Genomic DNA, 12,803 nt, shown 5'->3' on the forward strand with positions numbered 1-12,803 from the left:
TGCCGCATTTCCGGCAGATTAGCCGGAATGGAGCACGCAGGGTTGTACTTTACGGTCAGGCTGCATTCCAGGCAGCTTAGCCGGATCAGGGCGCACATTGTTGTACTTTGTGCCGCATTTCCGGCAGATTAGCCGGAATGGAGCACGCAGGGTTGTACTTTACGGTCAGGCTGCATTCCAGGCAGCTTAGCCGGAATAGGGCGCACGTTGTTGTACTTTGTGCCGCATTTCCGGCAGATTAGCCGGAATGGAGCACGCAGGGTTGTACTTTACGGTCAGGCTGCATTCCAGGCAGCTTAGCCGGATCAGGGCGCACATTGTTGTACTTTGTGCCGCATTTCCGGCAGGTTGGCCGGAATACGTTATTGTTCTTTGTGCCGCATTTCAGGCGGTTCTATTTTTGAGGTTTATCTGAACGCAGGGGAAATGCCTCTTTCGTTGAAATCCACTTTTGGAATAAGCGCGTACTTGTATTTCACCGGGAACTGTTACCCAATGGATTGTATTGAAACAGCACCCTTTGACGGTATCCGCACATTGACCGCTCCAGCCTCCGGCAGCTTCACCGCCACAACCTCTTCGTCTCCCCCATCGTTGAACAGAACCACCGCAAGTGAGGCATCCGTATTCCGGAAAGCGACGGAAGATACGGCCGCATGAGTCGAGGCCGATTCCAGCCGCAGAGCCTTGGGCCGGATCACCTTGCTGAAATGCGCCAGCGCGTAATAGTCCAGCGTATACGTCAGCTCCCGGGTCTGTTGGTCAATCCGGACAATGCCGCGGCAGGTGCTTCTGCCGAACCCCGGAACCACCGGCCCGTTATTCTCATCCAGCGCCATATTCCACAGCACGAAAGACTTGCTGTGATTGCGCAGAATCTCAATCCCTGTGCGGATCACATTGGAGAATGCCTGTTCAAAGGGCGGAATCCATTCGCCGCCGGAGCCTTCGGTGAAATGCACCTCTTTACCGGCATAAGCCTGCTTCACCTGTGACTGCGCAGGAGCTTTTCCGCCATACCAATGCCAGGCCACCCCATCCACTGCATCCCCGGCAGCCGCAAGCACGGACAGCGGATAATCCGGCCGGTCCCAGTTGTGGTCATAGCAGAGAATTTTGGCAGCAAGCTTATGCTTCAGCAGCGCGGGCTTCAAATAGTCCCGCACAAAGACGGCCTGCGCCTCCGGCAGCATCAGCATTCCCGGATAGTGATGCGGCTCATAGAGCGGCTCATTCTGCGGAGTCACTGCATACATGGTCAGCCCATGGTCCGCGTATGCCTGAAGATACCGCACAAAATAATCGGCATACACTCCGTAACACTCCGGCTTCAGCTCACCTGTGACCATCGACCCGCTGGTCTTCATCCAGCCCGGCGCGCTCCAGGGCGAAGCCACCAGCCTGACCTCCGGGTTCAGCGCCACAGCCTGCTTCAGCAGCGGGATGATGTCTTCATCATCATGGGCGATCGAGAACCGGTCCAGCTGCATATCGGTTTCGCCTGCAGGCAGATCATTATAGCTGTAGATCGTCCGGGCAAAGTCCGAGGCGCCCATCGGATTGCGCAAAACGGACAGACCTATTCCGGAGGCCGGATCAAACAGCTTCGCCATCAACTCCGTTCTCTGCTCCGGGCTAAGCACCCGGTTGATCAGATAGGCGGCCGAATCGGTAAAAGAAGCCCCGAAGCCATCCATCTCCTGATAGGTTTGACTGTTGTCAATGGTAACGGTGGCGCCTGCTGTCTCCGAAGCCTCCGCCTTCAGCCGCTCCGGCGGTTGCTCTATGAATAACTCATCTTCGCCTGCCGACCTGTAAATAATCAGCTTCTGCATTGTGATTCCCCTCCCAAGTTGCTTTTTTAATAAAACCGAGATTAGTTTTTTTCAAAAGATAAGAATGTATAGGTTTCACGCTATACAGTAGCCTTATCTTTCTCGCTGAAACGGATACCGTCCTTATAAGGACGGCGAAGCCGTTTCCACTTGTTGGAGCTGCAGGCCGTACTCCGGTGAATGTTTGGAATTCCGGCCGCTTCGAACTTGAAGGAGTCAGCGCGACTTTTGTTCTTCATTTGGCGCTGATTCCTGCTGGTTTCATTTAAATTCAAGCCGTGGCGCCTTCTATTGCACCGAATACAGCAAAACGCGACTTATCGCAAAACCAAGCGTTGTCTATTGCACAAAGTGCAGTCAGTCAAGCCGAGGCGGTCTCTTAGACTCGCCCTTACAGTCCCAGGCTCCGCCTCCCCCGCACCTGTTCAGCCCAATTTTACTTTTCATAGATTGGGCAGGCCCGGCTAAGTGTGCCCGCTTTTATCGGACAGCTTACTTCAGCCCCAGCTTCTCCTTGTTCTGCTTCATTTTTTCCGTACGGATATCTACAATTTTATCCCAGTTGTTTTTGTCCAGGAAGGCTTTGTAGTCGGCCAGGATGCTGTCAAAGCCGGCATCATCCTTGGAGCGCAGCATGCTGACCAGGCTTGTATTCCACTGGGTGTTGATGGCGGTCAGCGCGCGGGCTTCCGGAGTACCCTGGTCCGGGTTGATATTTTCCAGAATGAAATGCGGCTTCAGCTTGCCTTTGCCCCATTCCTGCATCTGCTTGATGGATTCCGGGAAGGCATCCTCGCTGAGCGCTTTATCGCGGTCATGCCCGAAGAACATGAATTCGCCCATCCGGTAATCCTTTTTGAATTTATCGGCGTTATTGAGCTGCAGGTCCTTGATTGCCGGTAGCAGCTCCACCTTGCCGCCCGCATTGATCTGGTAGGTTTCGCCCTCAATGCCGTAGTTCATCAGCTTCTGGCCTTCGTCACTGAGCAGATAGGTGAAGATCTGCATCGCTTTGGCCGGGTCCTTGCACTTCTTGGTTATGAAGCTGATCATCCAGCCGGTAATCCCGGATTGGTTCAGTGTCGGCGCATTGCCGGTTGTGCTCTGCGGCCCGTCGATGGCGATGTATTCCTTGCCGGGATTTGCACTCATGAAGATCTGCAGATTGCCCCCCTGCTGGGGTGTTCCGTCGAGCAGCATGGTGGCGTATTTCCCGGATTTGACCTTTTCTTCAAAGGCCGTGCCATCATCGGCGAAGCTGTCATCGCTGACCGCACCGTCTCTGTATACTGCATTTATCGTTTTCAGCCAGGTCAGATAATCCTCGTCCAGATTGCGGTTGTAGAAGCCGCCGTCTTCCGTTTCCATCGGCACGCCGATGAAATCCTGCAGCACATCCCCCAGCGAGCCGGTGCCTTCACCGATGGAGTTGAAGCCGAACGGAATCAGCTCCGGAAACCGGGTTTTGATATTGCCCATTACGGTCTTGAACTCTTCCGGCGTGCCGGCCGCAGGGCTTCCCAATGCTTCATAGACATCCTTGCGGATGACAAAGGCTGTCTTGGCCGGAATGTTCCCGCTGTCATAATCGGCCTGTGTATTGGAATAGTTCGGATAGCCGTAGGTTTTGCCGTCCGCCAGCTGGAACCAGTTCAGCGTATCGGCAGCGGCCACTTGACTGAAGTAAGGATCATATTTATCCGCCAGATCATTTAAAGGCAACGCCCAGGTTGCAGCCTTCTGCACCACAGGCGAGTTCGAATCGAAGATCGTCAGCAAATCCGGCATATCGCCCCCGGCAAAAAATGTGTTCAGCTTCGTATCGTCCCCGGTGATAAATTTAATGTTAATGTTCAGGTCCTCTTTGATTTCCTTCGTGACCACGTCCTTGCCGAAATCGGTATTCCACCAATCCGCATTCACGTACCAGGTAAGCTCTGTGGTTTCCTCTTTTTTGTCCAGCTTCCAGGCCGGAGTGTCCGCGTCTACCGTGTAACGGTCATCCGCCGAAGGCAGATTTACAGTGCCCGGGCTTGCCGAGTTATTGCCTCCCCCGCAGCCTGAGATAACGAGCACAGCCGCCATCAGCACCGCGCACAGCTTGAGTCCTTTTTTGCCTGGCATTTTATTCATGTATTAGTCCTCCTAAAAGTTTTATGGAGCATAACTTCCTGCATTTCTTCGCAATAAAACTGGCTTCGAAAGCATACGCTTAGTTTTATGGAGCATAACTTCCTGCATTTCTTCGCAATAAAACTGGCTTCGGAAGCATACGCTTAGTTTTATGGAGCATAACTTCCTGCATTTCTCAACTGATTGCGCTTTCATAATTCCCCCCTGTCTCTTTTATTCCTTCACCGCCCCCAGCATCATTCCGGAAATGAAATACCTTTGCAGAATGGGATACATCACAACAATCGGCAGAGTGGTAATGACAATCGTTGCGAGCTGAACCCCTTTGGTGGTGGTTTCGATGACCGCCGAGCCGCCGATATTCTGCATCGACTGGGTTTGCGACTGGACGATAATTTCGTACAGCTTCATCTGCAGCGGGTACAGCGCCTGATTTGTGATATACAGCTTGGTGGTCATGAAATCATTCCATTGCCCCACCCCATTGAACAAAGCGATGGTCGCCATGGCGGGCATCGACAGTGGAATGAAAATTCTCAGAAAGATGCGCCAGTCGCCCGCACCGTCGATTTTGGCTGATTCCTCCAGGGAATCCGGCACATTGCGGAAGAAATTCATCAGGATCACAACATCGTAATAGCTGAACAGGGCCGGAATAATATACACCCAGAAGCTGTTGAGCAGACCGAGCGACTTGATCAGCAGATAGGTCGGAATCATGCCGCCGGAGAAAAACATCGTGATGACGCCCATGGCAACATAGAGCTTGCGGCCCCTTATGTATCTTTTGCTGAGCCCGTAGCCGATCATCGCACAGAAAAACACATGGGTAATGACGCCGACGAAGGTTTTGGAGATCGAGACGAGAAAGGACTGCCAGATGGTGTTGTCATTGAACACCGCCCGGTAATTCTCCAGGGAAAACTCCTTGGACCAAAAGATAAATCCGCCTTCGGCAAGCGCCTTGCCTGAGCTGAGGGAGGAGATGATCACGTTCCACAGCGGAACCACAATCACAACCGTAACGAGAAACAGCAAAATGATATTTATGGCATCAAAGATCCTGCTGTCCAGATCCTCTTTAACCACCTTTCGATTCACGGCAAATGCCTCCTTTACAGCACTGATTGATTGTCATTTAATTTGCTGGTGATCTTATTGGCGGTAACGAGCAGAATCACGGAAACGATGGAGACACCCAGCCCAACGGCGGTTGCATACGAAAAGTCTCCCTGCGTCATCCCCATCCGGTATACATAGGAGTTGATCACCTCGGCTTTCTCCCGGTTCTGGGAGTTCATAAGCACGAGCGTCTGATCCAGGTTGGAGCCGAGTAAACCGCTTACAGTAAGAATCAGATTTAAGCTGATGATTGTCTTCATATTGGGCAGTGTGATATTCCAAATCTGCCTGATCCGGCTTGCACCGTCAATTTTGGCCGCTTCATAATATGTGGGATCGATCTTGGACATAATCGCCAGGTACAGAATCGTTCCCCAGCCCGCCTCTTTCCAAATATCGGACAAGGTGGCGATCCACCAGTATTTCCCGGCATCCAGCAGAATATTGGACGGCTTCGAGATCAGCCCCAGCTCAAGCAGCAGCTGATTGAACAGCCCCGAGGTCGAGAACCAGGTGATCAGCATGCCGCCCAGAACGATCCATGATAAAAAATGCGGCAGATACGAGATGGTTTGCACGAATTTTTTGAAGCGTCCCATGTTCAATTCGTAGATCATAATCGCCAGGATAATCGGAATGACAAACCCGATAGCGAGCTTCAAAAAGCTGATGCCGAGCGTATTGATCACCGCGTCCCAGAAATATTCGTCGGACAGGATGATTCTGAAATTATCCAGCCCCACCCACGGGGCCGAGGAGAGCGTATCGATGACCGTGTAATTTTTGAAGGCAATCGTCAAGCCATAAATCGGAACATAGCAAAAAACAATCATAAAAATAATGCCCGGAATGATCATAGACTGAATTTCCCATTGCCGTCTGTAGTCCGCCACCCATTCTTTCATCCGTTGTCCCACCGGCCTTTTTGGCATATGCTGCTGTACGCCCGGTGAGGGTACCAGGTCCAATTTATCCACGCTCATCACTCTCCCTGTCGTCTTCTCCATTCAATAAAAACGTTTTTATTTTCAAGCAAAAAACCCCGACATAATTGCAGGCAGAAACGGCTTTCCTGTCTCGATAAGGAAGCCTGTGGTTCCGAAGCAGCGGGCAGTATAACGCTATCAGGTACCGTTTCAGCATCCGGTTTCAGCCTGCCGGTCTCTTTATACCCGGTCATTCCGGTCAAACTTCACATGGCTTGAGCCTCTGACCACCAGCTCCCCCTTCAGCTTCTGCGCATTGCCCTGCTCTTTCTTCTGGATCATGCGGACCAGATGGTCTATGGCCAGTATCCCCTGTCTGGCGATTTGATTCCGCACTGTGGTTAGCGGGGGCGAATAGTACTGGGCGATATCAATATCGTCAAAGCCAACCACGCTGATGTCGAGCGGAACCTCGTAGCCATGGGTTTTGAGCGCCTGGATACAGCCGATCGCACTGAGGTCATTGCCGGCCAGAAAAGCATCGGGCAGCTTCCCGGGATGCGCCCTGATGAAGGATTTCACCACATTGTAGGTGCTCTCCTCCTCAAAATAGCCCTGCAAAATGTATTCCTCGCTCACCGGCAGGCTGTACTGGCGCAATGCGGCCAGGTAGCCTTCTCTGCGCTGGACGCTGTCGAACATCGTATCCACGCCGGATATGTAGGCAATCTTCTTGTGGCCCAGCCCGATCAAATACTTCGTCGCTTCATACCCCGCTTCATAGGAGTCAAAAATGATGCTGCCCATGTGCTCATTCTGCAGCTCGCGGTCCAGAAACACCGCTTTGATCTTCTCCTTATTCATCGCGAGAATGTCTTTGTCGTCAATGCCCAGCTCTTCATAAATAATGACGCCATCCACGCGTCTGCCGAGAATATTGCTCATTACGACCCGCTTATCCTTGGTTACAAATACGTTCAGCCCATACCCCAGCCGGTCGCACTGCCGTGACATGGATTCCACAAGCTTATAGAAGTAGGGGCCGGCCACGCTGGTGGTGAAAAAACCCAGCATCATGGTTTTGCCCGACTTCAGCTGCTTGCCGTTCAGGTTGGGAACGTAATTCAGCCGCTGCGCCACCTTCAGCACATGCGATTTGGTCTCCGGATTGAGTACATCCACATCATTTAACGCATTCGATACGGTTGAGATCGAGACTCCGGCCTCCCTGGCGACGTCCCTGATTGTTATTTTTCCCATCATCATTTATCCTTCACTATAAAAACGTTTTTATAGTTTATAAAATAACATAAAACCGTTTTCAGCACAACAGTTTTTATTCGTGATGTGAATCCTGCAACGCTGACTGTCTGCCGGCATTCCGGCAAAACGCGCAGCAAAACACCCCTCCGTCAGGCAGCTTTGGGGCAGTCAAGCCGTTTGCGGTGAGGCCGATGTCCGGCGGTTCTCCCGTCAACAGAGCATTAGGGCCGGGCTTCAGCGGAAGATTTACTGCGGGCAGCCGAGCTGAGACGTTGAATTTGATTCTCCAGGACATGGCTGGCGCGGCCTAAAAACTGTGTGATTACCGCAAGCTCCTCATCCGAATAGGATGCAGCAAGCTTTACCATTTCGCTGTACAGCGGAAGATATACACGGCTCAGCTCTTCTTTCTCTTCATACATCGGAACAATAATGACTTTGCGGCGATCCCGGGGGTCATGCTCCCGGCGGACATAGCCGATCTTTTCCAGCCGGTCGATTAGTGCGGTCACGCTGCCGGTGGCAAGTCCGGTTAATTTCGACAGCTCACCGGCAGTAACCGGCCCCTTCTCCCGCAAGATATCTATGGAAATGAAATCATTGTTGTATAATCCGAGTGCGGCAGCCACACTCTGCTGGTACAGCACCGTCCGGTTCCCCAATCCGCGCATGAGCAAGGTGAAATTCTCCTGCTGTTCTGTAGGCCGTTCCTGTTCCTGGCTTGACAAAAGAAAGCCCCTCCTTCAAAAATATGAATATCTCGATTACCAAGATACTCCAAATAAAAAATGCTCTATGATTGATTAATCTTCAATTAAGCCTATTCTATCGAAAGGCTTCGGCATTTGTAAAGCCGTTTGCGGGCAAAGCCCGCGGCTCAGGGAGGAATTGTTGGGCAGGACAGCCAGACTGGCCGATTCGGGTAATACTCATAAAATAACCCCAAAAGTGGGGCCTTGGCTTCGATGATGACTCAGGTACTTTGCGGGGACCCCAAAACATATAAACCTGAATTTCGAAAGTAAGTATCCACAAATCATCTAAAAGGCTCTACACGAAGGGATTTTTTGTGAAAAACAGCTTGCACCCAATGGGTGATGGAAAAAGCGGGGCTATCCCTTGTCCTATCTGGATTTGTTCAATTCATTTTCGAAATTCAGGATAAATTTTTATCTTTCAAGCAGAAACGGCTTCACCGTCCTTGTACAAACAGGTCTTTTTTGCTTGTACGAAGTACAGTTAGAGCTTATGCGCAGCACTGGTTAGCGGAAAACAAAAAAACACATCCGATGAAATGTGTTCAGCATTCAGGCCCGACAGCCTAATCAGCTTTTATGACCCTTCAGTTCAATTACACCGGCGCTGCCCCGGCAGTTCCCTTGATCTCTTCCTCCTGAGCCTTAATCTTCAGCTTCCGGCTCAGGTATACGGTTGCCTGCTGAGACCCGGCGGGTAGCCCAAGCGGAAAAAGTGAACTTCATTCTCCCCACCTTCCCTTTTTCGCAAGCGGTAGTGGAAAAAAGGATAACTAATCCATCCGATTCTTCCCTTTTCAGAGGAAAAGCCTAAATTAAGCTCACTTTTTACCCACTACTTCCTCTGCCGCAAGCTTTTCCGTCCATTTGAGTTCCCTAATTCCACTTCACTCCGTTCCAGTTCACTTCCCTGCCCGGCAGCAATCTCGGTAGCCCCCGAATTCCGTGCTTCCTCCTGCAAAACAAACATAAAATCCACAGGTTCAGCACAATTACCACGCCTGTTAACTGATCTCCAACTGTGTACACCCTATGTCCACAATAGACAAAAAACATATAGAGACTTGTGCCGGAATAAGCAGGTTAAGCCTTTGCGGCGTCCGCTTTTTCCCCAGCTACCATTGTCCTGTTCCTTCCGCTATGCTTGGCCAGGTACAATGCCTGATCCGCCATCTTCAGCAGTCCCTCCCGCCCTGACGCATGCAGAGGATAGTGGGCGATGCCCTGGGAAACCGTCACTTTGGCCGGAATGGGCCCCTTGCTGTGCTCCAGCGCCCGGCGTATTCTTTCGGCCGCCAGGAAGGCTTCCGCAGGTTTGGTGCGGGCCAGCAGAATGACAAACTCTTCACCCCCGTAGCGGTGGCAGACATCGTCCGGACGCAGCGAAGCAACGATAACTTCGGCCACATGCCTCAGCACCTCGTCACCGGTAAGATGCCCGTAGGTGTCGTTTACGAATTTGAAGCGGTCCACATCCAGCATGATCAGCGAAAATGGCAGCCCGGAGGCAATCCACCGGCCCATGGTATACTCCAGCGATCTCCGGTTCTCCAGGCCGGTCAGAGTATCCGTCGCCGCGTCCCGGGTCAATTGATCCGTCTGTTTCTGAATGTCGGCGACGGCAAGAAAGACGGCCTTAGTCAGCAGATCGGCTTCCCGGCTCCAGTGTGTCCGGGCTTCCGGCAGGACGATTTTCTCCTTGCCCACCTTGCTGACCATATTGGCCAAGTAGGCAAAGGGCCGGGCCAGAGCGCGCGCCAGGAGGATCACGCCAACAAGCAGTGCGGAAAAAGGAATCAACGAATAACCAAGAATAGTCCGAATGTGGCCCATCAGCTGCTTTTGGATCAGGCTGTTCGGCGAGACGACTGCAATTCCCCAGCCGTTGGCGGGAACACTGGAGTATCCGGCAAGCAGTTCGGTTCCATGGGTGTTGCGAACCTGCTGCTCTCCGCTCTCCCCCTTCATCAGGTTCTGCACCACCTTGTTGCCGCTGACATCTGCCCCGATGAACTGCTTGTCCGGATGATACAGCACATGCCCGCCGGAATCCACAATATAGTAATAAGAACCGAGATCGTCCACGCTGTTATTGCCAAAAATCTCGGACAGAATATTAGGCTCCTGCAGATAAATCGAACCGCCCAGAATGCCAAGATAAGTACCGGTGCTGCTGAACATCGGCTGACTCATGAACACAATCAGCCGTTTCGTATTTGGAGTTGTATAAGGCGCAGAAATATAAGGTTCCCGGAGCGCCAATGCTTCCCGGCTGGTCGCCGATGTAATTGGCTTGCCTGCTGAGCCTATGCTGGCCGGTTCTACGTTGCGGATGACGCCGGCAGCATTAATGACCACGATGGAATTGAAGAAATTGCTGCTGCTGCGCATAAGCTCCAACTCATTGTTCACTTGCTCCGGTGTCATGGCATCAATATTGGAGAGTATGCCCGCATTGTATTCCAGACTGCCGCGGATGGATTGAAATAAGGAATCCATAGTCTTGGACATGCGGTCAGCATTGACGAAGTTCAGGTGGAGTGTGGTCTCGATCAAGGATTGCTTTTTGGAGTCATAGGAGCCAACCAGAAGAATCGTTGAGGTTAGCAGGACCACGAGCGTCACCAATCCCGAAAGCAGGAAGGTAAGACTGAGTTTTTTATTTTGACATGGCCCTGCCTTTCTCCGTGTAAGCAAACTATAAACCTCCCCGATCCCCGAAAAACCCGTTACACCCATAATACAACAAAATCAGGTTGGATTCGATGAAGAATCCGCTGCTCAATCCACCTTGGCGCCATGCGAGCGCAGGAACAGGACCGCCTGCTCCCGGTCCATTCGAACGCCTGTAACCTCCAGCGCCTTCAAATTCATGCCCTCCAGCTTGGCTCCGCGCAGATCGGCACCGGCCAGCCTGGCTTTGCCCAGCGCTACTCTGGTCAGATCACAGTCTCTCAGATCCGCCTTCGTCAAATCACTGTCCGAAAGATCCGCTTCGTGAAACCGAATCCCCCGCAAATCCTGCTTGGCGAGCTTGGCATACCGCAAATTCGTATAGGACCAGTCTCCCCGGCTTAGCGTAATGCCGTCAATTTGAGCGCCTGAGAAATCTGATCCGGTCATTTTGCAGGTGAGGAATTTGGCGACAAAGAGATTGGCCCCGCTGAATTTACAGTTTTCAAACGCTGATTCAGTGTGGATTGACGCGTTCAGGGCAGCCCCTTTAAAATCGCATTCGATGAAACGGCAATGGCTGGTGTCTATTTCCTCCATGGAGGTATTCATAAAAGTGCAGTTCTTAAAGATGCAGCGGACGAGCTCCCCATAGCGTAAATCATGCCCGTCAAAATGGATATCTGTGAATTCCCGGTCCTTATACTGATACATTGCTGCCTCCGATCATAAGCTTGGCGCCTTCTCCGCTGCGCATTCGGAAAAAACCGCCGTTTATAGCTTTAATTTTTACTTTTTGGTGGATCTCGGTGTTTTCCGGCGCGAGGTTTTCTTGGAGGCAAGCTTCTCTTCGGCAAGCCTGTCCATTTCTTCCACGTATTGCTGCTCCTGACGAAGCTTCTCTGCGGCTGTCTGCTCGAATTTGAGCTTCAGCTCTTTCATGATCTTCTTCTGGATTCCCGGATCGGAAATACTCAGATGGTGTTCAAAGGCTTCCGGATACAGAAAGCTCTTCTCGCCGGCCCCTTCAGGAAATACGACCGTTATCCGTCCGCCGTCATGGCTTGCCACTGTCCCTTTTCCATAACGGACATGAGATACCTGCTCATTCATCAGATTCATATTTTTGATGCTCCTTTGCAAGTTTACAAGTTTAGAACGCCGGATGCTTCTGCTTATCCAGCTCTTTCTTTATATAATAATGCAATCCGCATTTTTGACCAGCTCCAAAATTATGCTCAATAACCACAACGGTATTGCCGGAATCGGTCAGTGACTGCAGAACCTCGATTAATTGGTGCACCTCTGCAAAATGCAGGCCGGTCGTTGCTCATCCATGACATAAATTGTGGAATCACCGGACAAATCATGCACTCACCGTCCGCCCGGACACGGACATATCCGCTTGTCTCCGCCTGTTCAGCCTTAGTGGTAAAAAGGAACACTAAGGTAGCGCATTCGGATTCCGGATCATCCTTAGTGGGAAAAAGTACAACTAATCCGGCTGAAATCAGCCGTATGGGGGGAGTGGGCCTCCATGAAGTGTACAAAATCCCGCTAAAGCCCGTTAAAGCCAGAATTCCAGCCCATTAGTGTTACTTTTTACACTTCGCTTCCGTTCCCTATGAACCTCCTTGCATTCCATCAGCGTGTTCAGGTTCGCCGGTTCAACTCCTGCAGATTAATTGTATCATATGTATGTCAAGTCGTTTTACCATTTTGTGTAATTTTGTTAATGAATATTTTCAGCATAAACAAGATGATTATTGAAGTTCCGCGAATTGAAAAGCTCTTCTGCTTCACGATCTGACGTTCGTTATTGCCTCAATCGGATAGCCAAAAGACCCCGGGGCTGCGTGCCTCCGGAGTTTGGACGGTTTCAAAGGTACTTCTAGCTCTCCTTTCCCCACACAGTGTACTTCCGGCGAATTTAAAGGCACTTCTGCCTTTCACCCTTTAGCGCGTATGCGCTGAAATCAAAGACATTTCCAGCTTATTCCACCCACACATGCCTAAGGTGGCGGTTTCACCCGTCACGCAGCGGGATATGAACAAAATCCTCCTTACTGCACAAACAGGCAGCCCCCTCTCAGAAC

At 51.4% G+C, this 12,803-nt stretch carries 10 protein-coding genes; all 10 read right to left on the reverse strand.

What is annotated here, in order from left to right:
* Positions 1 to 488 precede the first annotated feature (488 nt).
* The gene (locus tag HYD27_RS23405; protein ID WP_219219123.1) at positions 489 to 1,835 is read right to left on the reverse strand and encodes a glycoside hydrolase family 30 protein; all 1,347 of its coding nucleotides are present in this window, start codon (positions 1,833 to 1,835) and stop codon (positions 489 to 491) included.
* A gap of 80 nt (positions 1,836 to 1,915) precedes the next feature.
* Positions 1,916 to 2,074 carry a hypothetical protein gene (locus HYD27_RS23410; RefSeq protein ID WP_219219125.1) on the reverse strand — a complete coding sequence of 53 codons (159 nt, stop codon included), beginning with the start codon at positions 2,072 to 2,074 and terminating at the stop codon, positions 1,916 to 1,918.
* 253 nt (positions 2,075 to 2,327) lie between these two features.
* Positions 2,328 to 3,968 carry a type 2 periplasmic-binding domain-containing protein gene (locus tag HYD27_RS23415; protein WP_219219128.1) on the reverse strand — a complete coding sequence of 547 codons (1,641 nt, stop codon included), beginning with the start codon at positions 3,966 to 3,968 and terminating at the stop codon, positions 2,328 to 2,330.
* Positions 3,969 to 4,181: 213 nt separating this feature from the next.
* Positions 4,182 to 5,069, reverse strand: a complete 888-nt coding sequence (locus HYD27_RS23420; protein WP_219219130.1) for a carbohydrate ABC transporter permease — start codon at positions 5,067 to 5,069, stop codon at positions 4,182 to 4,184.
* A gap of 14 nt (positions 5,070 to 5,083) precedes the next feature.
* Positions 5,084 to 6,073: an ABC transporter permease gene (locus HYD27_RS23425; RefSeq protein WP_219219131.1), complete on the reverse strand. Its 990-nt coding sequence runs from the start codon at positions 6,071 to 6,073 to the stop codon at positions 5,084 to 5,086.
* Positions 6,074 to 6,256: 183 nt separating this feature from the next.
* A complete protein-coding gene (locus tag HYD27_RS23430) occupies positions 6,257 to 7,276 on the reverse strand; it encodes a LacI family DNA-binding transcriptional regulator (protein WP_219219133.1) in 1,020 nt (339 codons plus the stop codon).
* A 224-nt stretch (positions 7,277 to 7,500) separates the two neighbouring features.
* Positions 7,501 to 7,950 carry a MarR family winged helix-turn-helix transcriptional regulator gene (locus HYD27_RS23435; protein WP_219219222.1) on the reverse strand — a complete coding sequence of 150 codons (450 nt, stop codon included), beginning with the start codon at positions 7,948 to 7,950 and terminating at the stop codon, positions 7,501 to 7,503.
* Positions 7,951 to 9,117: 1,167 nt separating this feature from the next.
* On the reverse strand, positions 9,118 to 10,731 hold the full coding sequence (locus tag HYD27_RS23440) for a sensor domain-containing diguanylate cyclase (RefSeq protein ID WP_228745274.1): 1,614 nt from the start codon (positions 10,729 to 10,731) through the stop codon (positions 9,118 to 9,120).
* Positions 10,732 to 10,815: 84 nt separating this feature from the next.
* Positions 10,816 to 11,421 carry a pentapeptide repeat-containing protein gene (locus HYD27_RS23445; protein WP_219219137.1) on the reverse strand — a complete coding sequence of 202 codons (606 nt, stop codon included), beginning with the start codon at positions 11,419 to 11,421 and terminating at the stop codon, positions 10,816 to 10,818.
* 75 nt (positions 11,422 to 11,496) lie between these two features.
* The gene (locus tag HYD27_RS23450; RefSeq protein ID WP_219219139.1) at positions 11,497 to 11,829 is read right to left on the reverse strand and encodes a hypothetical protein; all 333 of its coding nucleotides are present in this window, start codon (positions 11,827 to 11,829) and stop codon (positions 11,497 to 11,499) included.
* Between the last annotated feature and the right edge of the window lie 974 nt (positions 11,830 to 12,803).

This window comes from Paenibacillus sp. S150, from assembly GCF_019352175.1.
In the GTDB taxonomy this organism is placed as follows: domain Bacteria; phylum Bacillota; class Bacilli; order Paenibacillales; family Paenibacillaceae; genus Paenibacillus_AQ.